We start from the raw sequence: 24,113 nt of genomic DNA on the forward strand, positions 1-24,113 counted from the left end.
GTTTGGGCCCTGAAGAGTGGAGGAGCCGCCGCCGTGTCCGTTTCCGTGGAAGTACCCGCCCCGACGAGCAATGCCGAATTGGTCGCCTGGGTGAACCAGATCGCCGCATTGACCCAGCCCGACCGGATCGAGTGGTGCGATGGCTCGGAGGAGGAGTGGACGCGCCTGACCAACCTGCTCGTCGAGCAGGGCACGTTCACGCGCCTGGCCAAGCGGCCCAACAGTTTCCACGCCAAGTCCGACCCGACCGACGTGGCCCGGGTCGAGGACCGCACGTTCATCTGCTCCGAGCGCGAGGAGGACGCCGGGCCGACGAACAACTGGGTCGCGCCCGCCGAGATGCGCCGGACGTTCGGCACGCTGTTCGCCGGCAGCATGCGCGGCCGGACCATGTACGTCGTGCCGTTCTGCATGGGCCCGCTGGGCGGGGAGATCTCCCAGCTGGGCGTCGAGATCACCGACTCGCCGTACGTGGCCGTCTCCATGCGGGTCATGACCCGCATGGGGGAGCGGGCGCTGCGCCTGATCGAGGAGCGCGGCGAGTTCGTCAAGTGCGTCCACTCCGTCGGTGCGCCGCTGGCGCCCGACCAGGAGGACGTGCCGTGGCCGTGCAGCTCGACCAAGTACATCAGCCACTTCCCGGAGAGCCGCGAGATCTGGTCCTACGGCTCCGGCTACGGCGGCAACGCGCTGCTCGGCAAGAAGTGCTACGCCCTGCGCATCGCCAGCGTCATGGCCCGCGACGAGGGCTGGCTGGCCGAGCACATGCTCATCCTCAAGCTGACCCCGCCCTCGGGCGAGACCCGCTACATCGCGGCCGCGTTCCCGAGCGCCTGCGGCAAGACCAACCTCGCCATGCTCCAGCCGACGATCCCCGGCTGGAAGGTCGAGACGGTCGGTGACGACATCGCCTGGATGCGGTTCGGCGACGACGGCCGCCTGCACGCCATCAACCCCGAGGCCGGCTTCTTCGGCGTCGCGCCCGGCACCGGCGAGGTCACCAACGCCAACGCGGTCAAGACGCTCTGGGGCAACAGCATCTTCACCAACGTCGCGCTGACCGACGACGGGGACGTGTGGTGGGAGGGGCTCACCGCCGAGCCGCCCGCGCACCTGACCGACTGGAAGGGCCGCTCCTGGACGCCGGAGTCCGACGAGCCCGCCGCCCATCCGAACGCGCGCTTCACCACCCCCGCCGCGCAGTGCCCGACCATCGCCCCCGAATGGCAGGACCCCAAGGGCGTGCCCATCTCGGCGATCCTGTTCGGCGGCCGCCGCGCCACCGCGGTGCCGCTGGTCACCGAGTCGCTGAGCTGGGAGCACGGCGTCTTCCTCGGAGCCAACGTCGCCTCCGAGAAGACCGCCGCCGCCGAGGGCAAGGTCGGCGAGCTGCGCCACGACCCGTTCGCGATGCTGCCGTTCTGCGGCTACAACATGGGCGACTACTTCGCCCACTGGCTGGAGATCGGCCGCCGCAAGAACGCCAGGCTGCCGCGCATCTACTACGTGAACTGGTTCCGCAAGAACGCCGACGGCAAGTTCATCTGGCCCGGCTTCGGCGAGAACAGCCGCGTGCTCAAGTGGATCGTGGACCGGCTCAACGGCGAGGCCGAGGCCGTGTCCAGCCCGATCGGCCTGCTGCCGGACGCGCTCGACGTCGAGGGCCTGGACCTGGCGGACGAGGACCTGCGTACGCTGCTCACGGTCGACCGCGAGGTGTGGCGGGAGGAGGCGGCGCTGATCCCGGCCCACTTCGACAAGTTCGGCTCGCACCTGCCCAAGGAGCTGTGGGAGGAGTACAACGCCCTCCTCGACCGGCTGAGCTGACCCACGGCGGCACCAGCCGGCATCGGCTGGCACCAACACCGGCACCGACCGCGCCGGCCGTCTCGTGACGGCCGGCGCGGTCGCGCGTGGGGAGCGGGTGGCACGGTCAGTCGCGCGTCAGAGCGGGCGACCGCATGGCTGGCGCCTCTTGCTCTGATATATCCAGACATCCTAGGTTTTGTCGGGTGATAGTGGATGCGCACCAGCATTTCTGGAATGTCGAAACCGGCTGGTACACCTGGCTGACCCCCGACCTAGGCCCCTTGCACCGCACCTATGCCCCCGAGGACCTGAGGCCGGAGCTCGAAGCCACCGGCATAGAGGCGACGGTCCTGGTGCAGGCGGCCGACTGCTACGAGGACACCGACGCCATGCTGGCCCAGGCCGAGGCGCACGACTTCATCGCGGCGGTCGTCGGCTGGGTGCCGCTGGAGCGCCCGGAGGAGGCCGCGGCGGCCATCGACCGCTACCGGAAACATCCGAAGTTTGTCGGCATCCGGCACCTCATCCATGACGAACCCGACCCCGACTGGGTGGTCCAAGACCGTGTCCTGGAGTCGCTCGGGCTGCTGGCCGAGGCCGGTCTGACCCTCGACGTGCCGTCGCTGCTGCCGCGCCACCTCGACCACGTGGTCACCCTCGCCGAGCGCCATCCGAGCCTGAAGATCGTCATCGACCACCTGTCCAAGCCGCGGATCAAGGACCACGAGTGGGAGCCGTGGGCGGCCCAGCTCTCCCGGGCCGCCGCGTGCCCCAACGTGTACGCCAAGGTCTCGGGTCTGGTCACCGAGGCGGACCACCAGGAGTGGACCGTGGAGGACCTCAGGCCGTACGTGGAGCACGCGGTGGAGGCGTTCGGGCCCGGACGGCTGATGTACGGCAGCGACTGGCCTGTGGCCCTGCTGGCGGCCGACTACTGGACGGTCTGGGAGGTGGCGACGGCCCTGCTCGGCGGCACCGACCGCGACCAGGTATTCGGTGGTACGGCTGGGTATTTCTACGGGTTTGCCGGAGTTTGATGGGGGATACCCTCTTGACATGGGAGGACTCCGCTGTGTCGACGGCTCATACCTGACCGTTACGCCCGTCGCGTGCACGGACAGCGTCGGCACGCCGTACGAGATCACCCTGGAACTCCGCCGCGACGGCGCGCCGTGCGGGACCGTCGGCGAGCGGTGCGGCTGGCTGCTGGCCCGGCTGGCGCGCGGCGTCAGCCGGGCACGCGAGGCGCAGGAACAGGGCGAAGCGGGTAAATGGCCGGATCCTGATGACAGGTTCCCCGGCGACGAGGGCGGGAGCGAGCTGTTCTCGTTCCGATATCGCGCGAGGTCCGGCGCGGTGACCGGCGGGGAGCTACGCTGCCAGCTCAGGACCATCCCCATCTGGCTGCCGGCCCAGGGCGAGTGGCGGGTGACCCGCAGGGCCTACGTGGAAGCCTGGGGCTCCAGCGGTGTGGGGATGCGGGCGGTCCTGACATCGTCCGAGCTGGCCGCGTTCGTCCACGGTCTGGTCGACGAGGTGGAGCACTGCCTGGGCGGCCGGGATTCCGGTTGAGGGGGCAGGCTGGGGTGAAACGCGGTGATAATTGCCTGTTGGGTCATTCGACCATAGGCACGGCACCGATGGGGAGGACTCCGTGGGCCTGCGCGATCTGGTCTACCGGCTGTACGAGCACCGGCTGGAGACCAAGCTGTCGAAGGACAGCGTTCCCCGGCACGTCGGGGTCATCATCGACGGCAACCGGCGCTGGGCGCGGGCCATGGGGATGCGTGATGTCGCGAGTGGTCACCGCAAGGGTGCCGACAAGATAGCCGAGCTGGTCACCTGGTGCCGCGAGACCGGCGTCGAGGTGGTCACCATCTGGATGCTGTCCAACGACAACCTCAACCGGCCGAGCGAGGAGCTGGAGCCGCTCCTGCGCATCATCGAGGACGTGACGCGGGAGCTGGTGGAGGCCGGCTGGCGGATCAGCCCGGTCGGCGCGCTGGATCTGCTCCCTGACCGGACGGCGAATGTCCTCAAAAACGCAAAAGAAGTCACATCGCACCGTCCCGGCCTGATTGTGAACGTTGCAGTTGGGTATGGAGGAAGGCGTGAGATTGCCGATGCGGTGCGCTCACTCCTCCAGGAGCACGCCAGCAAGGGTGCCAGCATCGAGGACCTCGTTGAGGTACTCGATGTCGAGCACATCGCGGAGCATCTCTACACTCGCGGCCAACCCGACCCGGATCTTCTCATCCGGACCTCAGGCGAGCAACGCCTGTCGGGCTTCATGCTGTGGCAGAGCGCTCACTCAGAGTTCTACTTCCATGAGGCATATTGGCCCGACTTCCGCAGGGTGGACTTCCTGCGGGCGCTGCGCGACTACGCCGCGAGACACCGACGTTACGGTTCCTGACGGGACATCTGGGTATCCAGGACGTAACGTGAAAAGTGTCCGGCCACAGGCCGGACACTCCGGAGAGGGCCCGCCTTTGCACCAACACCTGCCGCGGGGGGCCGGAATCCGGCGCCGCCGGCAGATCGTGGTCGGGGACGCGGGTCCGGTCCGGTTCCCACCTCGTCTGCAGGGTGCCCGTTTCGATGGGCGCCCGGGGGAGAACGTGTGGCAGTGTCCTCGAGCAACCCTTCGACCAACCCGGCCAAGCGCACGTATGTGCTGGACACCTCGGTCCTGCTAGCGGACCCGGCGGCCATGACCCGGTTCGCGGAGCACGACGTGGTCCTCCCGATCGTGGTCATCACCGAACTGGAGGGCAAGCGACACCACCCCGAACTCGGCTACTTCGCGAGGAAAGCTTTGCGCTACCTCGACGATCTACGAGTTCAGTACGGCCGGCTGGACGAGCCGATGCCCACGGGAGACGGCACGATCAGGGTTGAGCTCAACCACAGTGATCCGTCCATCCTGCCCGTCGGGTTCCGCCTTGGCGACAACGACACCCGCATCCTGACCGTGGCGCGCTCGCTCGCCGCCGAAGGCTGCGACGTCGTGCTGGTCTCCAAGGACCTGCCCATGAGGGTCAAGGCCGCCTCGATCGGCTTGTCCGCGGAGGAATACCGCGCCGAGCTGGTGGTCGAGTCGGGCTGGACCGGGATGGCCGAGGTCCAGGTGACCACGGAGGACGTGGGAACACTCTTCGAGCACGGCACGGCCGATCTGGAGGAGGCCAGAGACCTGCCGACGCACACGGGCCTGCGGATGCTCTCGGCCAAGGGCTCGGCCCTCGGCCGCGTGCTGCCGGACAAGTCGGTGCGGCTGGTGCGTGGCGACCGGGAAGTGTTCGGCCTGCACGGCCGCTCCGCGGAGCAGCGCATCGCGCTCGACCTGCTGATGGACCCGGAGATCGGGATCGTCTCGCTGGGCGGGCGCGCGGGCACCGGCAAGTCGGCGCTGGCACTCTGCGCGGGCCTGGAGGCCGTGCTGGAGCGCCGCCAGCACCGCAAGGTGGTCGTCTTCCGCCCCCTGTACGCCGTGGGCGGCCAGGAGCTCGGCTACCTGCCCGGTTCCGAGGGCGAGAAGATGGGCCCGTGGGCCCAGGCGGTCTTCGACACCCTGGGCGCGGTCAGCTCTCCCGAGGTGATCGAGGAGGTGCTCGACCGCGGCATGCTGGAGGTGCTGCCGCTCACGCACATCCGCGGCCGGTCGCTGCACGACGCGTTCGTGATCGTGGACGAGGCGCAGTCGCTGGAGCGCGGAGTCCTGCTGACCGTGTTGAGCAGGATCGGCGCCAACTCCCGGGTGGTGCTCACCCACGACATCGCGCAGCGTGACAACCTGCGGGTCGGCCGGCACGACGGCGTGGTGGCGGTGGTGGAGAAGCTGAAGGGCCACCCGCTGTTCGCGCACGTCACGCTGACCAGGTCGGAGCGCTCGCCGATCGCCGCACTGGTGACCGAGATGCTGGAGGACATCACGCTGTAGGTCACTTCAGATCCCCGCAGATGAACCGTCCCTCCGTCTTGGAGGGACGGTCGTCCGGGTACTGGTGGACGATCTTGACCTGCTCGAACGCGGCGTCCTGCTGGGCCGTACAGACGATCTGGGCCTTGGCCAGTTTGCTGAGCGTGCCCTCGCCCCTGACGAAGACGGTCAGCGTCGAGGTGCGCGGCAGCTGGACCTCGTCGCGCTGGATGGGGTTCAGCGAGTCCTCGATGCGCTCGAAGGTGAACCCGCGCAGGGCGGTGTCCCGGTCGCCGAGCGGCATCCCCGAGGCGTCGAACAGGGCGGTCAGCAGGCTGCTGACCGTGTCGGAGTCGACGTCGGCGGGTTCCAGCGTCAGCTTGCCGTTCTTGAGCAGGTAGATGGTCTTCGAAGGCGGCGGCACCTCGATGACCGGCGGCGCGGCCCGTTCCTCGACGTCCGTGGGGGAGATGCCGCACGCGGCCACCGCGAAGAGAGCGAGGAGCGCGGCTACGAGGGCACGACGGTCAGCCATGGGGCAGCCAGACCGTGAAGAGCGTGCCCGGCTCCTGCCGGCGTACCGAGATGGTGCCGCCGTGCAGGTGCACGTTGGCCCTTGCGATGGCCAGGCCGAGACCGCTGCCCTGGCTGCGCGCCCGGCCCGCGCCGGCCTTGAAGAAGCGGTCGAACACATGGGGCATCGCCTCGACCGGGATGCCCTTGCCGTGGTCGCGTACCTTGACCTCCAGCCCGTTCTTCGTGGCCCTGGCGTTGACCACCACAGGCGGCAGCCCGTGCTTGAGCGCGTTGCCGACGAGGTTGGCCACGATGACGTCGAACCTCCTCGGGTCGAGGTTGACCGTCAGGATGCGGGAGGTGTGCACTTCCACCTGCTCGCTCCAGCCGCGTACCTCCAGGCAGTCGTCGATGGCGTCGGAGACGTTGACCGGCTCGAGGTTGAGCGTCGCCGTGCCCGCGTCGAAGCGGCTGATCTCGATGAGGTGCTCGACCAGGCCGCGCAGCCGCTCGATCTCCCGCAGCACCAGCCGTACCGCCTCCGCGGGCGCGCTGGGCAGCCGCTCGGCCTCCTCGGAGAGCATGTCGGCCACGGCGGTCATCGCGGTGAGCGGGGTGCGCAGCTCGTGCGAGACGTCGGCGACGAAGCGGCGCGACAGCGCCTCCAGCGAGCGCAGCTCCGAGACGCTGAGCTCCAGCGCCGCCGCCGCGTCGTTGAACCTGGAGGTGAGCTCGGCCAGCTCGTCCTGACCGTGCACGGGCAGGCGCGTGTCCAGGCGGCCCTGGCCGAGCGCCTGCGCGGCGGCGCTGAGCCGTCTTACGGGCAGCAGCACCTGCCTGGCCGACAGCAGGGCCACGACCAGGGCGATCAGCAGGATGACCGCGCCGCCCTGGGTGAGCGTGCCCCTGAGCGTGGCCAGCTGGCGCTCGTCGTCGCGCAGCGGGAAGAACACGAAGGCCCGCAGGCCGGTGGCCTCGGGTCCGGTGTCGGTGCTGCGGTAGACCTCGGCGCCGACGATGAGCCAGAGCTCGTCGTGGATAAGGGTGCGCTGGGTGACGACGTTCCGCTTGGCCCGGCCGTACAGCTCGTTGGGCACGTCGTTCATGTTCAGCGGGCCTTCGGCGTAGGCCAGGTTCTTGTACTCGACGACGACGCTGCGGCCGGGGCCGTTGAGGGACTGGGCGACGTTCTCCAGGTTCTTGGTGGTGGGCGGGGCCTCGCCCTGCCGCAGCGTGCCGACCGGGAAGGTGATGCGGCCCAGCTCTCTGGTCACCAGGTCGATGGAGGTGTCCTCGGCCCGTTTGATGAGCGCCGACTTGGCCAGCTCGAAGCCGATGGTGGCGACGAGGAAGGAGGCGGTGACGGCGACCAGGGTGAACGTGATGACCAGGCGCGCGCGTAGCCCGGTGGGCAGCGGGATCACGGAGGGCTGAACCGGTAACCGAACCCGCGCACGGTGTGGATGAACACCGGCTCCGCCGGTCTCGGCTCGATCTTCGCGCGCACCCGCTGCACGCAGGCGTCGACCAGGCGTGAGTCGGCCACGTGCGTGTGGTCCCAGACGGCCCGCAGCAGGTAGCGCCGGTTGAGCACCTGGCCGGGATGCCGGACGAGCTCCAGCAGCAGGCGCAGCTCGGTCGGCGTCAGGTGGATCTCCTTGCTGGCCAGCGTGACCTTCAGCGCGCCCCGGTCGATCATGAGGTCGCCGAAGGAGATCCGGTCGGAGGCGGCGGACTCGGCCCGGCGCAGGATGGCGCGGATGCGGGCGTCCAGGACCCGGGGTTCGACCGGCTTGACCACGTAGTCGTCGGCGCCCGCCTCCAGCCCGACCACCACGTCCAGGTCGTCGCCGCGCGCGGTGAGCAGGATGACCGGCAGCTGGTCGAGCCGGCGGATGCGCCGGCAGACCTCGACCCCGTCCATGCCGGGCAGCATGACGTCGAGGATCGCGATCTCGGGGCGGCGGGACCTGACGTGGTCGAGGGCCTCCTCGCCCGTCGCGTACGACGTGACGGAGTGCCCCTGCCTGGTCAGCGCCAGCTCTAGAGCCGTGCGGACGGAGGGGTCGTCTTCGACGAGGAGGATGCCAGCCACGCGGACATTATTCTTCCCAGCTGCGACTATCTGCGTTCTGTCATGAAACTGTGACATGGCGCGCACAAGACCCAAAACAACTCCAGGCACGCTAGAAGCGGCCCTCCCTTCGGTGACGGGCGCCCGAGGGGCGGGCCGGATGATGTGATGAAAATCACACTGTTGGCGAAACCGTGCGCCAACCAGCCCGTTAGTAAATGTGCCGCCAATCGGATATCCCGTTTCGGTTGCGGACCACCCCCTATGACAGGGCAAGCTCATGGGTCGTGAGCCCTGGTCCGCAGTTGAGTGAGCGCCCCGCGCCGGAAACCCCCCGCTCGGCACGTCGACCGGCCCGTTCGTCCTCGCGGACAGTGAAGCGCGTGGTGGTCATCGGGTTGTCCGTCGTGGTCGTCTGTGGCGGCGGTGCCTTCGTCGCCTACCGAGCGATCCAGAACGCCAACACGCCGCCCACGCCCATCTCGGCGGAGGACTTCGGCCGGATCGCCAGCGGCGACCTCTACGCGCCCGACCCCGACAGCGACGCGCTCAAGGAGGCGGGGGTCAAGGCCTACCAGGCGCGCAAGCTCAAGGAGAGCCGCAAGGGCGGCAAGTCCGACGACCTCGACTGGATCGTGGTCAAGAAGAAGTCGCCGGGCGGCGACGGGTTCCCGCCCGCCGACTTCCCGCCGGGCAGCAACCCCTCGCCGGGCAGCAACAAGGCCGTGGCCAAGCAGATGCTGGCCGGGGCGGGCTTCGGTGCCGACCAGTGGGGCTGCCTGGAGCGGCTCTGGCAGAAGGAGAGCGGCTGGAACGAGCGGGCCATGAACCGCTACTCCGGCGCCTACGGCATCCCGCAGTCCCTGCCCGGCAGCAAGATGGCCAGCGCGGGCGGCGACTGGCAGACCAACGCGGCCACGCAGATCAAGTGGGGCCTCGGCTACATCAAGGGCCGCTACGGCACGCCCTGCGGCGCCTGGGGACACTCGCAGGCCAGCGGTTGGTATTAACGAGCCATCTTTTCCTCTGCAATCGGCAAGCCGCCGCGCCTCATGAGATAGGTCGGCGCACGCTGACCACATGGGTGTGAAGGTCAGTGTGATCGTTAATGTCCACAACCCGGGAAGCCGCGCCGACGCGTGCATTCGCTCCGTCCTGGAGCAGAGCATGCCCGCGGACGACTATGAAGTGATCTTCGTGGACGACGGTTCCATGGACGGGATCGCGGAGCGGCTCGACACGGTCGCCGCGGTCCGCAGGAACGTCCGGGTGCTGCACCTGCCCCACACCGGCTCGCCGATGCGGGGACGCAACGTCGGCATGGCCGCCGCCAAGGGCGACTACATCTACCTGCTGGACCAGGGCGACCGGCTGGAGCGCGGCGCCCTGCTGAGCATGTACGACCGGGCCGTGGAGACCGACGCCGACGTGCTGGTCGGCCGCCTGGTGCGGGACGTGGGGCCGCCGGTGACCGCGTTCGTGCGCAGCCGGGGGCGCGCCGACCTCCTGCGCGACCGGCTGCTCAGCCTGCTCACCCCGCACAAGCTCTACCGCCGCGCCTTCCTGGAGGAGCACGAGCTGGGCTTCGCCGTGCCCGGCGGGCAGGTGGCCGAGCAGGCGTTCGCCGTACGGGCCTATCTGCAGGCCAAGGTCGTCGCCGTGCTGGCCGATCAGATCTGCTGTCACATCGGCGAGCGCGAGGAGGTCGTGGAGGACCCGCGCACCACCGTGGCCGAGCTGCGGATCCTGCTCGCCGACATCGACGCCTACGTGAGCGACGGGCGCCAGCGCGACCGCATGTACGGCCACTGGCTGCGCACCACCGTGCTCAAGCCGTTGCTGAGCAGCCGGTTCTTCGCCTCGTCCGTGGACCGGGGCATGCACTTCAGGTTGATCAGGCAGCTCGTGCTCGACAGCTTCCCCGAGCGCCTGGACCGCTACCTCCCGGTCCAGCTGCGGGCCGTGGCCACCTTCGTCCGTACCGGGCGGCTGGACCAGCTCGTCGTCCTGGCCAACTCCTCCGGGCGGGCCGGGCTGCGGGCGGACCTGAGCGAAGTGCGCTGGGACGCGCAGGTGCTGGTGCTCGGCCTGTCCGTGGAGGTTCTGGGCGGTGACGGGTGGCCCACCAGGTTCCGTACGGACGGTGAGCGGTTGCTCTGGCAGCCACCCCGATCGGTCGACGCCAGGCTGCTGCCCGACAGCGTCCTGGACGTCACCGCCGCCATCGAGCGGGCCCGCATCGAGGTGTACGTACGCCACAGCGAGACGAGCGTCATCCACTACCTGCCGGTCGCCTACCGGGTCGAACGGGTCCAGGACGGGCGCCGCCACGTCCGCGTGCGGATCGTCGGCGAGGCCAGGGTCGACGTGACGGCGGCGGCGCACGGTGAGCCGCTCAAGGCCGGCCAGTGGGAGGTGCACGTCCGCATGTTCGGCGGCGCGCACCAGGCCAGGAGCCGGGTCCGCCGTCCGGACGGCCCGCTGAACTGCCTCGGCGTGCTCGCCCAGCGGCCCAGGATGCGCCTGGTGGTGCCCTGCTGGAGCGACGCCGGGGAGCTCGGGCTGGCCGTCGAGCCGCGCTCGTTCTCGGAGTCGATCGCGCTGGTGTCGCCCGGCGTGATCATCCGGCGGCAGGAGGGGCACCTGTACGTCGTGCTGCCCGTGCCGTACGTGCCGCCCAGCGGCGGTCCGGCGCTGGAGCTGGTGCTGCGCAACACCGCGCGGCGGCCACGCGAGGTGAGCGCGCCCGCGCTGGTCGAGCCGGGGGTGCCGGGCAAGATCGCCGGCCAGCTGGTGGCCAAGGTGCCGGTCAAGCGGATGATGCCGGGAAAGGACAGCCTCGGCCCCGGGGCCTGGCTCTCCTCGCTGCGTACCGCCGACGACGAGATCGGCCTGCGGTTCGGGCTGGAGGTGCGAAGAGGCAGGATCGAGGTGCGGCCGTCGGCCGCCGTGGACCCCGAGAAGCGCTCGGCGATGGGCACCGACACGCTGCTGCACCGGCTCGGCCGCCGCCTGCCCGGCGCGCGGCACATCGTCCGGCTGGCGCGCGCGGGCAGGCATCGCTACCTCAGGGACTGACCCAGCCCTCCAGCTCGGCGAAGGAGTCTCTGAAGACCGGCAGCATCGGCTTCAGCTTGTCCGGGTAGACGTCCACCAGGCTGTCGAGGTGATTGCCGCCCTCGACCCGGTGATAGCGGAACGGCCGGTGCGGGCCGACCATCTTGGCGTAGACGTCGGAATCACGCGAGATCGGCAGCAGCGAGTCGAGGGTGCCGTGGATGGTGATGAGCGGCTTGGTGATCCTGCCGGTCAGCGCGATCTTGGCGACGGCCGCGTACGGCTTGCGCGCGTCGTAGTCGTAGTCCGCCGGGGCGCCCTCGTAGGAGGGGTCGAGCTCCTTCTGGTAGAGCCGCTGGGTGAGCTCCCAGTAGTACTGCCGGTGGAAGGGCCACAGGAACTCCGAGCCCGCGGCGAAGCCGGCCCGCTCGGGAGACTCCTTCAGCGCCTGGGGCAGGAAGTTGAGCAGGTTGTCGCCCTTGACCCGCCAGAGCGTGCCCTCCCAGTCGACGCCGCCGTCGTAGAGCCATCCGCGGTTCTCCAGCTGCCAGCGGACGAGGTAGCCGCCGTTGGAGATACCGGCCATGAACGTGCGCCGGGGCTGGCGGCCGTACCGCTGCCTGACGACGGCCTTGGCGGCGATCGTGAGCTGGGTGACGCGCTCGTTCCACTCGGCGATCGCGTCGCCCGGGCGGCGGCCGTCGGCGTAGAACTCCAGGCCGGTGTTGCCCTTGTCCGTGGCGGCGAACGCGTAGCCCTTCGACAGCACCCAGTCGGAGATCGTGAAGTCGTTGGCGTACTGCTCCCTGTTGCCCGGGGTGCCGGTGACGACCAGGCCGCCGTTCCACTTCTCGGGGAGCCTGATGACGAACTGGGCGTCGTGGTTCCAGCCGTGGTTGGTGTTGGTGGCCGAGGTGTCGGGGAAGTAGCCGTCGATCTGGACGCCGGGAACGCCGGTGGGGTTCACGGTGGCCGCCGAGTGCAGCCCGGCCCAGTCGGCCGGGTCGGTGTGGCCCGTTCCGACGGTGCCCGCCGTGGTCAGGTCGTCGAGCCGGGCGCTGATGGTGTGCTCGGCGCCCGGCACCGTGATGCCGCTTTGGGCGGGTGTCAGCAGGGCGGCCACCAGGGTTAACGCGACTAACATCAGGACTCCGCGAGATGGTCGGCCAGCAGGCGCTGGAAGTCGGCGGGACGCTCCAGGTGCGGGCTGTGGCCGCACTCCGTCAGCACGGCCCCCCGATAACGGCCGTAGCGGTCGAGCACGGCCCTGGTCTGGGTCACCATGGGCTGCGCGGCGGTGCCGGGCGAGCCGGGCACCACGCCCAACTGGCCGAGGTGGGCCAGGTCGAACAGCGAGGTGTCGGAGACGATCACGTCATCGGCGCCCCTGATCCACAGGATGGGCGGCTTGGGGTCGATCTCGTGCAGGTCGTCCAGCCGGAAATGGGTGGGGGCCAGCGCGTTGAGCACGCCGTGCTTGCCCGGGGCGACGCCCGGCCACTGCGCCGAGCCGACGGGGTCGCCCGGATAGTTGGCCTCGCCGACGTGGGTGGTGAGCATGGAGCGGACGTAGAAGTCCTCGTCGGGGACCGGGTTCTTTACGTACGTGGCCCGGAACACCGAGCGAGGAGACGTGGGGGATTCGTCCGACATGTCGCCCGCTCTGAGGCGGGACACGAAGTCGGGGTTGGCGGCCCCGGCGCCCGCTCCCGTCCCGTCGGCGTGGGTGAGCCGGCCGTCCGCGCCCTCCGTCCCGCCGTAGCCGTACGGCGAGACGGGGTTGACCAGCGTGACGCTCCTGACCGTGCCGGGACGGTCACGCAGCAGCCGCAGGACGATGCCGCCGCCCATGCTCCAGCCGACCAGGTGCACCCGCTCCAGGCCCAGCCGGTCGATCAGCTCGCTCAGGTCGTCGGAGTAGTCGCGCAGGCCTCGCGTGGCGTCCACCGGCTCGGGGTCGCTCTCGCCGAACCCGCGCAGGTCCACCGCGAGCGGCCGGTACGCCTCGGGCAGCGCGGCCATGGTGTCCCGCCAGAACGCGCTGGAGGAGACGTTGCCGTGCACGAACAGCACGGGCTCACCGCTGTCCCGGCCCGCCACGGTCAGGACGTGCTGGGTGAGCCGTGGCGTGGTGACCTTCACGCGTTCACCTTCTCCGCCAGGTCGCGGCCCTGGGTCTCCCTGGCGGCGTAGACGGCGACCAGGGTGAGGACGGCCGCCAGGCCGAGGTAGACGGAGATCGGCAGGCTGCTGCCGTAGCCCTTCAGCAGCGCGACCGCGATGATCGGGGCCAGCGCCCCGGCCACGATGGCCGACAGCTGGGCGCCGATCGACACCCCGGTGTAGCGCATCCTGGTGCCGAACAGCTCGGCGAAGAAGGCCGCCTGCGGGCCGTACATCATGCCGTGGAAGAGCAGGCCCACGGTGATGGCCAGCGTGATGGCCAGGAAGTTGCCGGTGTCGATCAGCGGGAAGAACGCGAAGATCCACAGCCCGATGCCGGCGGCCCCGGCCAGGTACATCGGGCGGCGGCCGATCCGGTCCGACAGCGCGCCCCACATCGGGATCGTGACGAAGTGGATGGCCGAGGCGATCAGCACGGCGTTGAGCACGGTGGTGTTCTCGATCTTGTTCGCCTTCGCGTAGGTGATGACGAAGACCGTGAGCAGGTAGAACGAGATGTTCTCGGCCAGCCGCGCGCCGATCGCGACGACGACGTCGCGCCAGTGGTGGCGCAGCACTCCGATGATCGGCGCGGTCTCCTCCGGCTCGGCCTGCTGGAACACCGGCGACTCGGTGATCGACAACCGGATCCACAGGCCGATCAGCACCAGCACTCCCGACAGCAGGAACGGCACCCGCCAGCCCCACGCCAGGAACGCCTCGTCCGACTGCGTGGCGGCCAGCAGCGCCAGCACGCCGGTGGCCAGCAGGTTGCCGCCCGGCGCGCCGGCCTGCGGCCAGGAGGCCCAGAAGCCGCGCCGCGCCGCGTCGCCGTGCTCGGAGACGATCAGCACCGCGCCGCCCCACTCGCCGCCCAGCGCGAAGCCCTGCACCAGCCGGAGCAGGGTCAGCAGCAGCGGCGCGGCGGCACCCACACCCGCGTACGTCGGCAGGCAGCCGATCAGGAACGTGGCGGCGCCCATCAGCAGCAGGCTGACCACCAGCAGCTGCTTGCGGCCGAGCCGGTCGCCGAAGTGGCCGAAGATCAGGCCGCCGAGCGGGCGGGCGATGAACCCGACGGCGTAGGTGAGGAACGCCAGAAGCGTTCCGGTCAGGGGGTCGGCGTCGGGGAAGAAGAGCTTGTTGAAGACGAGGGCGGCTGCCGAGCCGTACAGGAAGAAGTCGTACCACTCGATGGTGGTGCCGATCAGGCTCGCGGCGACGATCTTCTTGATGGAAGTGGCCATGCCGTCACGCTAGGGAGTGACCGGCGTCACTCATATGGCGTCGGAACCCACAGTCTGTGGCGAGGATGTGTGGCCGAGCCGGTGCAGGCGGAGGGCGAGCTGGATCTCCAGCGCCCGCTCCGGCTCCAGCCAGCCGTCGCCCAGGAGCTTGCCGACGCGGTCGAGCCGTTGAGTGACGGTGTTGACGTGGATGTGCATGGCCTCGGCCGTACGGGAGGGCGAGCCGCCCGAGCCGAAGTAGGCGGCGAGCGTGTCGGCCAGGACGGTGCCCCGGCGGGCGTCGTACTCGACCACCGGGCCGAGCACCGAGCCGACGAAGCCGCGCACGTCGCGGCCGTCGCCGACCAGCAGGCCGACGAAGCCCAGCTCGCTCGCGCTCGCTCCGTCACCCGCCCGGCCCAGCGCGATGAGCGCCTCCGCGCAGCGCCGGGCCTCCTGGTAGGCGGCGGCCACGTCGCTCTTGCGCGAGGCTCCGGCCGTGGCGGGCGTGTGCAGCGACGTGCTCAGCTCGGCCGCGACGCGCTGCGCGATGGCGCCCGCGTCGCCGCCGGGAAGCAGCAGCACGACCTCGTCGGCCCGCCCCGCCGCCAGCCCATGACGCACGGCCGCCTGCGACGACGCCCAGAACGCGGCCCGCTCGCGCTGCCCGTCATGCCGGACCACGACAACGACGTGCGGCGCGGTCAGGTCCACGCCCAGCCGCCGCGCCCGGTCGGCCAGCCCTGGGGAGCCGGGCCTGGAGATCAGGTCGTCGAGCAGCTCGCCCCGCACCCGGCCCTCCGCCTCGGCGACGCTCCTGCGGAACAGCAGCAGCAACGCGCAGACCAGCGCCGCCCGCTCCAGGATGCGCTCGTCGGCGTCGTCGCTGCGAAGGATCAGCGTGCAGAGCGGCTCACCGCCGACGTCCACCGACGCGATCAGCAGATCCGCCCGGCGCACGGTACGGCCCAGCGCCCTGGACGCCTGCGCGGCCTCGAACACCCCCGCGTCCAGCTCGCCCACGTCTCCGGTGATCGGCCGGCCCAGGTCGTCGAGTACGGCCAGCGAGCCGCCGAGCACGTCGGTCACCACGGCGGCCACATCCTCGATGCCGCCGCCGCGCAGCACCAGCGAGGTCATCCGGTCGTGGGCCAGCGCGGCCCGCTCGACGGCCTGGCCGTGCTCCCTGACGGTGCGGTGCGCGGTGGACAGCTCTTCGAGGGCGTTCCTGGTCTCCTGCAGCAGCCTGGCGTTGTCGATCGCGACGGCCGCGTGCGCCGCCAGGCTCGCCAGCAGCGACACCTCCTCCTGCAAGAACGGCCGGCGGCTGCGGTTGGCCGCGAACAGCACGCCGATCACCCGCTGCCCCAGCCGCAGCGGCACGCCGAGGATCGCGACCAGGCCCTCCTCGGTGACGGCCTCGTCGATGTGGTTCTTGTGGTGGAAGCGGGCGTCGTCGAAATAGTCGGCGGTCGCGTACGGTGTCGCGCTCTGCGCCACCAGCCCGCCGAGCCCCGCCCCCATCGCCAGCCGGAGCGCCCGGAACTTGGCCGAGATCGAGCCGTCGGTCACCTGCATGTACGTGTCGCCGCGGGCCGGATCGTGCAGCGTGAGGTAGGCGGTGTCGGTCGCGAGCAGCTGCCTGGCCCGGTGCACGATCGCCTCCAGCACCGCGTCGAGGTCGCGCAGCGCGGCCAGGTCGTTGGCGGTGTCGTAGAGGGCCGACAGCTCGGCTTCGCGCCTGGCCCGGCGTCTGAGCAGGGCGCGCACCTTGAGGGCGTCGACCTTGGCCAGCTCCAGCTCCTCGACGGTCGCCGCGTCGGCACCGGCGGCCCTGGCCTGGATGATCGGCCCCTCGAACTCGACCGCCGACGCCTCTCTGGCCAGCAATTCGAGGAATTGTCTACTCATTGCCTCACTCCGTGAGGCGGGCTCGGTCGCCAAATGCCGCCGTCTTCCCCCGTCGCTCTGGTCGCTACGCTCCCGCCGCTCCTCCTCCAGACGACGGCACTCCCTCGCCGACTCATCATGGCGTCTCTAGCGTGCCGTCCAGCCGCCGTCGAGGGGCAGGGAGACGCCGGTGATGAACGAACCGGCGGGGCCGCACAGGTAGGCGACCAGTTCGGCCACCTCGTCGGGCTCGATCAGCCGCTTGATCGCCGCGGGCTGGAGCATGATGGCCTCGACGACCTCGCCCGGATCGATGCCGTGCATCTTCGCCTGGTCGGCGATCTGGCCCTCGACCAGCCCGGTTCGTACGAAGGCCGGGCACACGCAGGTGGAGGTCACCCCATGGGGCGCCCCTTCGAGCGCGAGGGCCTTGGAGAACCCCTCCAGCCCATGCTTGGCCGCCGTGTACGCCGACTTGTACGGCGAAGCCCGCAGCCCATGCACCGAGGAGATGTTGACGAACCGCCCCCACCCCCGCGCGTACATGCCCGGCAGCACATGCCGCGCGATCCGGAACGGCGCCTCGACCATGACCCGCAGCATCGTGCCGAACACCTCGGGCGGGAACTCCTCGATCGGCGCCATGTGCTGGAACCCCGCGTTGTTGACCACGATGTCGACGGGCCCGTCCGGCAGCACGCCGACGAACTCCGGATCGCTCAGGTCGGCCACCACCGGCACCCCGCCGACCTCGGCGGCCACCTTCTCCGCCGACTCCGCGCTCCGGTCGACGACCAGCACCTTCGCCCCGCCGGCGGCCAGCCGTCTCGCGCAGGCGGCCCCGATGCCGGCTCCGCCCCCCGTGACCAGCGCCGTCCGCCCCGTCAGCTCGTTCGCCATGTCTCCGAGCCTAGGCGCTCGCGGGGCGAAGACGGCATGGGTGTCCACGACATAGATCGGTAGTCCTTTATGTGGTGTGTCCCGGCGGCCACGGCGCCCACGTGGCTGGTACGGTTTCTCCCATGCACGCGTATTCGTACTCCTGGTGGCCCGCCTTCTAGGCGGTCCTCCTAGCGCATACGCACCCCGGCCGCCTCGACGAGGCGGCCGTCGTCATGTCAGGACCCCCTTGTCGAGCACCTCAGACGAAAGGGCGTCCAGTGACAACCTGGCCAGCGCTGCTCAGCACCCTCCTCGACGGCACCTCGCTCACCTCGGGCCAGGCCGCCTGGGCCATGGACCAGATCATGTCGGGCGCCGCCACGGACGCCCAGATCGCCGCGTTCGCCATCGCCATGCGGGCCAAGGGCGAGACCGTGGCGGAGGTGTCCGGCCTGGCCGACGGCATGCTCGCCAGATCGGCGGCCATCAGGATCCCCGGCGACCCGGTCGACCTGGTCGGCACCGGCGGCGACCGGGCCAACACGGTCAACGTCTCGACCATGGCGGCCATCGTGGCGGCGGCGTCCGGGGCCAAGGTCGTCAAGCACGGCGGCCGGGCCGCCTCCTCGACCACCGGAGCCGCCGACCTGCTGGAAGAGCTCGGCGTGGTCATCGACCTGTCGCCGGCCGGTGTCGCCCAGGTCGTGGAGGAGGTCGGCATCACGTTCTGCTTCGCGCCCACCTTCCACCCGGCATTGAGACGGACCTCGGGGGCGCGGCGAGAGCTGGGGGTGCCGACGGTCTTCAACTTCCTCGGCCCCCTCACCAACCCCGCCCTCCCGGCCGCCCAGGCGGTCGGCGTCTTCCATCCGGACCTGGCGCCGGTGATCGCGGGCGTCCTCGCGGAGCGCGGCGGCTCCTCGCTCGTCTTCCGGGGCGACGACGGCCTCGACGAGCTGACCACCTCCGGCCCCTCGGCCATCTGGCTCGTCCGCAAGGGCACGGTCACTCCGACCCGCTTCGATCCGGCGGACCTGTCGATCCCACGAGCCCGCCCATCGGACCTGGCCGGTGGCGACGCGGCGCACAACGCGGCGGTGGCGCGGGCGGTCCTCGCGGGCGAGCGGGGGCCGGTCCGCGACATCGTCCTGCTGAACGCGGCCGCCGCCCTGGTCGCGGCCGACGGCACACCGCCCGCCGCCGACCTCACCGGGGCTCTCGCCCACGCCTACAAGCGAGCGGGGGACGCCGTCGACTCAGGGGCCGCGGAGACCCTGCTCACCCGCTGGGCCCAGGCCACCCAGAGGGCGGCCTGAGGCCGCCATCACTCGGCGGGCTGTCATCACTTGGCGGGTGGCCTGAGGCCCGTCGTCACTTGGCGGGTGGTTTGAGGCCCGTCGTCACTCGGCGGGCCGGGTCATGGAGAGTACGTCCAGCAGAGCGTCGAGTTGCTCTTCCGTGAGCCGGCCGGCCGACACGTGGCCGCGTTCGATGACCACCTCGCGGATCGTCTTGCGCTCGGCCAACGCCTGCTTGGCGATCTTCGCCGCCTCCTCGTAGCCCACATACCGGTTCAACGGCGTGACGATCGACGGCGACGACTCCGCGTACTCCCGCAGCCGTGGCACATTCGCCGTGATCCCCGACACGCACCGGTCGGCCAGCAGCCGTGAGACGTTGGCCAGCAGGTGGATCGACTCCAGGATGTTCCGCGCGATGACCGGCAGCTGCACGTTCAGCTCGAAGCTGCCCGACGCGCCCGCGAACGTGATCGCGGCGTCATTGCCGATGACCTGCGCCGCGACCATGGCCGTCGCCTCGGGGATCACCGGGTTGACCTTGCCGGGCATGATCGACGAGCCCGGCTGCAGGTCCGGCAGGTTGATCTCGCCCAGCCCGGCGCGCGGCCCGGAGCCCATCCACCGCAGATCGTTGGCGATCTTGTTGAGCGAGACCGCGACCACCTTCAGCTGCCCCGACAGCTCGACGATGGAGTCCTGAGCGCTCTGCGCCTCGAAGTGGTCCATCGCCTCCCTGAACGGGATCCCGGTCGCCTCGCGCAGCTTCTCGATCGCCAGCCGCGCGAAGCCCGGCGGGGTGTTGATGCCGGTGCCCACCGCCGTACCGCCCAGCGGCAGCTCCAGCACGTGGCCGAGCGCCGTCTTCACCCGTACGGAGCCGTGCTCGATCTGTGTGGCGTAGCCGCCGAACTCCTGCCCCAGCGTCACAGGCGTGGCGTCCATGAGGTGCGTACGCCCCGACTTCACCACCTGGTCGAACTGGATCGCCTTGGCCCGCAGCGCCGCCGCCAGGTGTTCCAGGGAGGGCAGCAGGTGGTAGGTCACCTCCGTCGCCGCCGCCACGTGGATCGAGGTCGGGAACACGTCATTGGACGACTGCGAGGCGTTGACGTGGTCGTTCGGGTGTACGGGACGGCCCAGCCGCTCCTCGGCCAGCGTCGCGACGACCTCGTTGGCGTTCATGTTGGACGAGGTGCCGGAACCGGTCTGGAAGACGTCGATCGGGAAGTGGTCGTCGTGCTCGTTCTCCGCGACGTCGGCCGCGGCCTGGGCGATGGCCTCGGACAGGTCCTTCTCCAGCACGCCGAGCTCTCCGTTGACCTCGGCGGCGACCGCCTTGATCAGGCCGAGCGCGGCGATGTGGGACGGCTCCAGCGGCCGTCCGGACACCGGGAAGTTCTCCACCGCCCGCTGCGTCTGCGCGCGCCACCTGGCTCCGACCGGAACGCGCACCTCACCCATGGAGTCATGTTCAATGCGGAACTCGCTCATGCCTCCCAGTCTGGCTCACGCATACCAGAACAGCCCGAAAGGGGCGCCACGACGAGGCCGCGCCGGCTCAGCTCGACAGGAGTGCCACGATGAGCACGGCGATCACCACGGCGGCGGCCGCCGCCACGGCCATCAGGACCAGCATCCCGTTGCGGTTGCCCGTGGGGCCCTGCTCGGGCTCCTTCGCGATGGCGAACAGGTCCGTGCCCAGCCCCTGCCCGGCCTGGCGCTCCTGCCCCGCCGGGCGTGGCGGGCCCGCGTGCGGACCGGTCGGCGGCCCCTGCTGCGGCCCCATCGGGCCCATGCGAGGTCCTGCCTGCGGTCCACCCTGCGGTCCCATGTAGGGCCCTGCCTGCGGGCCGCCCGGCGGCGGTCCGGGCTGTGGGCCGCGCGGGTTCTGCTGCTGGGGCGGGGGCAGCGGGTAGACCTGCTGGCCCGGAGGCTGGTGGATGCGGGTGGTGACGGTGCTCTCCTCGTCGGAGCCGCGCCGCGATGGGTCCTGGGGCATGGGGGTCTTCGGACGCGCCACGCTGATGGTCCGCTCGGGGTCGTACGCACCGCTCGGACGAGGCCCGGTCGGGGCGCCAGATCCTCCGGCACCACGCTGAGGGCCGCCGGGCCCGGACGTGGCGCCCGTGGAGCCGGGTGGGGCGCCACCAGGGCCGGATGGCGCGCCCGTCGATCCGGGAGATCTGGGAGGGCCACCCGCTGGCCCGGATGGGGCACCTGCGGGGCCGTGTGGCCGCGCTCCGGTCGCCGGACCGGCGGCCTGCGCGCCGAGTGCCCCGCCTGCCCGCGCGGCCTGTGCTCCTGTCGGGGGGCCCTGCGGGGGCGTGTCGAACGCGTTCGGACCTGACCCGGGCCCCTGCGGCTCGCCCATCGTCCTCTGCCCGCGCGGACCGGCTTGCCCGCCGGGACCACCCGCCCAGCCCGGCGCCTGCCCGCTCGGGCCCGCTCCGGCTGGTGCCCGTCCGCTCGGACCCGCTCCGCCCGGCGTCTGTCCGCTCGAACCCGCTCCGCCCGGCGTCATTCCGCTCGGGCCCGTCGCGGCGTGCGGGGTCCGCGCATCCCGACCAGCCGCCGCGGCCGGAGCTCCACGGCCGGGGGCGGCGGGTGGGGGACCCCACGGGCCGGCCGCCTTGGGGGGCTGTACGGCGGGTGCCGTCTCGTTCGAGTCGGGCACGCCGGCCTCCTGGGCGATCAGGGCCTCCGCCGTGATCGCCGGCATCTCGCTCGTGGGCGTGTCGGCGACCATCCTGAGCAAGGTCTCCGCCTTGGCCGCCGACAGTCGCCGCTTGTGGTCCTTGTCCAGCAGCCCGGTCAGCACCGGCCGCAGCTGCCCGGCCTGGGTCGGCGGGTCGGCGTTCTCGCTCAGCAGCGCGGCGAGCGTCTCCGCGATCGTGGACCGCTCGTACGCGGGACGGCCCTCGACCGCGAAGTACAGCGTCGCGCCCAGCGACCAGACGTCGGACTCGGGCCCGGTGTATTCGCCCCTGGCCCGCTCCGGCGCCGTGTATCCGGGCGAGCCGATGACCATGCCGGTCTTGGTGAGCCGGGAGTCGCCCTCGGCCTTGGCGATGCCGAAGTCGGTCAGCACCACGCGGCCGCTCTCGGTGATGAGCACGTTGCCCGGCTTGACGTCGCGATGCGTGATGCCCTGGGAGTGCGCCGCGCGCAGCGCGCCGAGCAGGTCGACGCCGATCTCCGCCACCAGCCGGGGCGGCAGCGGGCCCTCCTCGTCGATCACCTGTTCCAGGGAGCGGGCCTCGATGAGCTCCATGATGATCCACGGACTGCTGTCGTGGATGAGCACGTCGTGGATGGCGGCGACGGACGGGTGCTGGATCCGGGCGGCGATGCGCCCCTCCCGGACCATGCGCTCGCGCAGCTCGGCCCGCTGTTCCTCGGTGAGACCCGGGTCCTGGCGGATTTCCTTGACCGCCACCTCGCGCCCGAGCGCGCGGTCGCGGGCGCGCCATACCGTGCCCATGGTCCCTCGACCGAGGGGCGCGATGAGCTCGTAGCGCTCCGCGAGCAGGCGTGTCTGCTGTTCCGGCATGAGAAGAAGATATCGATTCTCGCTTGGGAAGTGCTTTACCCTCGCTTGCGAAGTTCTCTTGGCCAGAACCGTCGAGGAAGGCACAACTTTATCACCGTCGCTTTGAAACGGGCATAAGCGGACGGTGTAGGTCGGGGTTCGACCCGTTTCCGATGGACGCCTTCACCCGGTTTACGTTCCTGACGTGGTGGCGGAACCGCCAAGGCGGCCGCGGTGGCCTCTGCCCGGTGCAGCCCGCGGTGCGCGGGCCGGCGCGCGAAAGAGGGAGTGGTGATCACCGGGGCCGGCCGTACCGATCTGGTCGGGGCCAGTGGCTCCTCCGCGGAGCCGCCCGCCGCGACCCTGGCCAGCATCAACGAGGCGCGTACGGAGTCGAGCCTGGTCTGCGGGTCGATGCGCAGCAGCGCGTCGAGAACCGGCGCCAGCGGCCCGGCCTTCGTCATCGGGATCGGCTCGCCGCTGGTGAGCGCGGCCAGCGCGGCGGCGGCCGTACGGCGCCCGTGCAGGCCCCTGCCTTCGACGGCGGTGTAGAGGGTCGCGCCGAGCGACCACAGATCACCGGCCGGACTGGCCTTCGACCCCAGCACCCGCTCTGGAGCGATGTATCCCGCGGAGCCCAGCACGATGCCCGCCTGGGTAATAGAAACGTCACCTTCCAGTGCGGCCAGGCCGAAGTCCGTCAGGACCGCGCGGTCCTCCATCACCAGCACGTTGCTGGGCTTCACGTCGCGGTGCAGGATCCCCTTGGCGTGTACGGCCCGCAGCGCCCCGAGGATCTGGCGCCCGATCTCGGCCGCCTTGCGGGGATGGAGCGGTCCGCCCTCGAGGATCAGCTGCTCAAGGGACCTGGCCTGGAGCAGCTCCATCACGATCCACGGCCGGTCGTCCTCGGTGACCACGTCGAACACGGTGATGACCGACGGGTGCGCGACCATCGCGGTCGCCCTGCCCTCGCGCTCGGTGCGGGCGCACAGCTCGGCCCGCAGCTCCTCGTCGAGCACGGCCGGCAGCCGGACCTCCTTGACCGCCACGTCCCGGTCGAGCAGCTCATCGTGCGCTCGCCAAACGGTACCCATGCCGCCGCGGCCGACCGGCTCCAGAAGCCGGTAGCGCGCGGCTAGTAGGTAACCGGAGGGCGCACGCATGGCAGGCAGCTTACCTATTTGTCTAAACCGACCAGTAGAGGCGGGGCCGATAAATTGTTGCGAAGTTAAGTCAACTGGTCTGACTCGTGACGTCAGCAAACCTGCTGTCCACATCGGTCCAGTTGATAAGGAGTAGGCGTGCTCCCTGGCGCCGAACACCAGCGGCGTTCCCATGATGGTGGTAAACGCGGCCGATGGCCAGCCATCCACCCGGGGTCCCGCAGCTCGGCTTCGTACCCCGGCGGAGCCGCGCACCGCCGCCCGCTCCGGGAACGCGCCAAGATCCACGAGCATCGAGCTCGCCCCCAGGGGCTTGGCAGGGAGCTGCGTCCGAATCTTCCTCTGGCCGCTGACCTGCCGATATGGCACCTGGCCCAAGTTGGTCACCAGGATTGTGCGCGATGCCCCGCAAGAAGTTCGCAGGCGTCCGGCAGGGTTACTCATAGGGGCCTGACGCAGCCGTCAGCAGTTTGTAAGGGTCTCGTAAGGGCCAAGGGGCAGAGTGAAGTTAAGGGGATCGGATGAACCCGGAGGCGGCCGAAACTGTCAGTGTCGGCGGTCACACTGGGGACAAACGC

The 24,113-nt window shown here is 70.6% G+C and carries 19 protein-coding genes; 8 read left to right on the forward strand and 11 right to left on the reverse strand.

The annotated features are described in order from the left end of the window. The first annotated feature begins 33 nt into the window (after positions 1 to 33). From AB0B61_RS52010 to AB0B61_RS52030, 5 genes are all read left to right on the forward strand, one after another. Positions 34 to 1,827, forward strand: coding sequence for a phosphoenolpyruvate carboxykinase (GTP) (locus AB0B61_RS52010; RefSeq protein WP_358448775.1), 1,794 nt, complete (start codon positions 34 to 36; stop codon positions 1,825 to 1,827). 185 nt (positions 1,828 to 2,012) lie between these two features. Beyond that, positions 2,013 to 2,846, forward strand: coding sequence for an amidohydrolase family protein (locus AB0B61_RS52015; RefSeq protein ID WP_358448777.1), 834 nt, complete (start codon positions 2,013 to 2,015; stop codon positions 2,844 to 2,846). A 19-nt stretch (positions 2,847 to 2,865) separates the two neighbouring features. Then, the gene (locus AB0B61_RS52020) at positions 2,866 to 3,381 is read left to right on the forward strand and encodes a hypothetical protein (protein ID WP_358448779.1); all 516 of its coding nucleotides are present in this window, start codon (positions 2,866 to 2,868) and stop codon (positions 3,379 to 3,381) included. Between the two features lie 82 nt (positions 3,382 to 3,463). Beyond that, complete coding sequence (locus AB0B61_RS52025) at positions 3,464 to 4,225, forward strand: isoprenyl transferase (protein WP_214639665.1); 762 nt, start codon at positions 3,464 to 3,466, stop codon at positions 4,223 to 4,225. 207 nt (positions 4,226 to 4,432) lie between these two features. Then, entirely contained in the window at positions 4,433 to 5,752 is a 1,320-nt protein-coding gene (locus AB0B61_RS52030; RefSeq protein ID WP_308016218.1) for a PhoH family protein, read from the forward strand. Between the two features lies 1 nt (position 5,753). On the opposite strand, the gene AB0B61_RS52035 is transcribed toward AB0B61_RS52030, so the two are convergent. Genes AB0B61_RS52035 through AB0B61_RS52045 form a run of 3 tightly spaced genes read right to left on the reverse strand, consistent with a single transcriptional unit; the run spans position 5,754 to position 8,342 of the window. After that, a complete protein-coding gene (locus tag AB0B61_RS52035) occupies positions 5,754 to 6,266 on the reverse strand; it encodes a hypothetical protein (RefSeq protein WP_358448781.1) in 513 nt (170 codons plus the stop codon). Next, positions 6,259 to 7,671: a HAMP domain-containing sensor histidine kinase gene (locus AB0B61_RS52040; RefSeq protein WP_358448783.1), complete on the reverse strand. Its 1,413-nt coding sequence runs from the start codon at positions 7,669 to 7,671 to the stop codon at positions 6,259 to 6,261. The genes AB0B61_RS52035 and AB0B61_RS52040 overlap by 8 nt, the downstream gene beginning before the upstream one ends. Next, the gene (locus AB0B61_RS52045; RefSeq protein WP_358448785.1) at positions 7,668 to 8,342 is read right to left on the reverse strand and encodes a response regulator transcription factor; all 675 of its coding nucleotides are present in this window, start codon (positions 8,340 to 8,342) and stop codon (positions 7,668 to 7,670) included. Before AB0B61_RS52045 ends, AB0B61_RS52040 begins: the two co-directional genes overlap by 4 nt. A gap of 353 nt (positions 8,343 to 8,695) precedes the next feature. On the opposite strand from AB0B61_RS52045, the gene AB0B61_RS52050 reads away from it, so the two are divergent. Continuing rightward, on the forward strand, positions 8,696 to 9,331 hold the full coding sequence (locus AB0B61_RS52050; protein ID WP_358448787.1) for a lytic transglycosylase domain-containing protein: 636 nt from the start codon (positions 8,696 to 8,698) through the stop codon (positions 9,329 to 9,331). 70 nt (positions 9,332 to 9,401) lie between these two features. Next, positions 9,402 to 11,399: a glycosyltransferase family 2 protein gene (locus AB0B61_RS52055; RefSeq protein WP_358448789.1), complete on the forward strand. Its 1,998-nt coding sequence runs from the start codon at positions 9,402 to 9,404 to the stop codon at positions 11,397 to 11,399. Here AB0B61_RS52055 and AB0B61_RS52060 read toward each other — a convergent pair. The 5 genes from AB0B61_RS52060 to AB0B61_RS52080 form a co-directional block, all read right to left on the reverse strand. Continuing rightward, the gene (locus AB0B61_RS52060) at positions 11,389 to 12,522 is read right to left on the reverse strand and encodes a tannase/feruloyl esterase family alpha/beta hydrolase (protein ID WP_358448791.1); all 1,134 of its coding nucleotides are present in this window, start codon (positions 12,520 to 12,522) and stop codon (positions 11,389 to 11,391) included. The two genes, AB0B61_RS52055 and AB0B61_RS52060, sit on opposite strands and share 11 nt — an antisense overlap. Further along, complete coding sequence (locus AB0B61_RS52065) at positions 12,522 to 13,520, reverse strand: alpha/beta hydrolase (protein ID WP_358448793.1); 999 nt, start codon at positions 13,518 to 13,520, stop codon at positions 12,522 to 12,524. The genes AB0B61_RS52060 and AB0B61_RS52065 overlap by 1 nt, the downstream gene beginning before the upstream one ends. After that, a complete protein-coding gene (locus AB0B61_RS52070) occupies positions 13,517 to 14,788 on the reverse strand; it encodes an MFS transporter (protein ID WP_358448795.1) in 1,272 nt (423 codons plus the stop codon). Before AB0B61_RS52070 ends, AB0B61_RS52065 begins: the two co-directional genes overlap by 4 nt. A gap of 30 nt (positions 14,789 to 14,818) precedes the next feature. Continuing rightward, positions 14,819 to 16,678 carry a helix-turn-helix domain-containing protein gene (locus AB0B61_RS52075; protein WP_358448797.1) on the reverse strand — a complete coding sequence of 620 codons (1,860 nt, stop codon included), beginning with the start codon at positions 16,676 to 16,678 and terminating at the stop codon, positions 14,819 to 14,821. 126 nt (positions 16,679 to 16,804) lie between these two features. Continuing rightward, a complete protein-coding gene (locus AB0B61_RS52080) occupies positions 16,805 to 17,557 on the reverse strand; it encodes an SDR family NAD(P)-dependent oxidoreductase (protein ID WP_358448799.1) in 753 nt (250 codons plus the stop codon). A gap of 260 nt (positions 17,558 to 17,817) precedes the next feature. Between AB0B61_RS52080 and trpD the strand changes: the two genes are divergently transcribed. Next, complete coding sequence (gene trpD, locus AB0B61_RS52085) at positions 17,818 to 18,855, forward strand: anthranilate phosphoribosyltransferase (protein ID WP_358448801.1); 1,038 nt, start codon at positions 17,818 to 17,820, stop codon at positions 18,853 to 18,855. An 84-nt stretch (positions 18,856 to 18,939) separates the two neighbouring features. On the opposite strand, the gene AB0B61_RS52090 is transcribed toward trpD, so the two are convergent. The 3 genes from AB0B61_RS52090 to AB0B61_RS52100 all read right to left on the reverse strand — a co-directional run bounded on the left by AB0B61_RS52090 (position 18,940) and on the right by AB0B61_RS52100 (position 23,535). Further along, positions 18,940 to 20,331: a class II fumarate hydratase gene (locus AB0B61_RS52090; RefSeq protein ID WP_358448803.1), complete on the reverse strand. Its 1,392-nt coding sequence runs from the start codon at positions 20,329 to 20,331 to the stop codon at positions 18,940 to 18,942. A 67-nt stretch (positions 20,332 to 20,398) separates the two neighbouring features. Next, the gene (locus AB0B61_RS52095) at positions 20,399 to 22,390 is read right to left on the reverse strand and encodes a protein kinase (RefSeq protein ID WP_358448805.1); all 1,992 of its coding nucleotides are present in this window, start codon (positions 22,388 to 22,390) and stop codon (positions 20,399 to 20,401) included. Positions 22,391 to 22,425: 35 nt separating this feature from the next. Further along, positions 22,426 to 23,535 carry a serine/threonine-protein kinase gene (locus tag AB0B61_RS52100; protein ID WP_225296465.1) on the reverse strand — a complete coding sequence of 370 codons (1,110 nt, stop codon included), beginning with the start codon at positions 23,533 to 23,535 and terminating at the stop codon, positions 22,426 to 22,428. Positions 23,536 to 24,113: the final 578 nt, after the last annotated feature.

Source organism: Nonomuraea sp. NPDC049158 (assembly GCF_040648335.1).
Lineage (GTDB): Bacteria > Actinomycetota > Actinomycetes > Streptosporangiales > Streptosporangiaceae > Nonomuraea.

Coding starts and splice junctions, on each gene's coding strand:
- AB0B61_RS52080 (WP_358448799.1), bottom strand. CDS start 17,557: ATGGCGAACGAGCTGACGGGGCGGACGGCGCTGGTCACGGGGGGCGGA.
- AB0B61_RS52095 (WP_358448805.1), bottom strand. CDS start 22,390: ATGCCGGAACAGCAGACACGCCTGCTCGCGGAGCGCTACGAGCTCATC.
- AB0B61_RS52035 (WP_358448781.1), bottom strand. CDS start 6,266: ATGGCTGACCGTCGTGCCCTCGTAGCCGCGCTCCTCGCTCTCTTCGCG.
- AB0B61_RS52060 (WP_358448791.1), bottom strand. CDS start 12,522: ATGTTAGTCGCGTTAACCCTGGTGGCCGCCCTGCTGACACCCGCCCAA.
- AB0B61_RS52100 (WP_225296465.1), bottom strand. CDS start 23,535: ATGCGTGCGCCCTCCGGTTACCTACTAGCCGCGCGCTACCGGCTTCTG.
- AB0B61_RS52055 (WP_358448789.1), top strand. CDS start 9,402: ATGGGTGTGAAGGTCAGTGTGATCGTTAATGTCCACAACCCGGGAAGC.
- AB0B61_RS52075 (WP_358448797.1), bottom strand. CDS start 16,678: ATGAGTAGACAATTCCTCGAATTGCTGGCCAGAGAGGCGTCGGCGGTC.
- AB0B61_RS52070 (WP_358448795.1), bottom strand. CDS start 14,788: ATGGCCACTTCCATCAAGAAGATCGTCGCCGCGAGCCTGATCGGCACC.
- AB0B61_RS52090 (WP_358448803.1), bottom strand. CDS start 20,331: ATGAGCGAGTTCCGCATTGAACATGACTCCATGGGTGAGGTGCGCGTT.
- AB0B61_RS52020 (WP_358448779.1), top strand. CDS start 2,866: ATGGGAGGACTCCGCTGTGTCGACGGCTCATACCTGACCGTTACGCCC.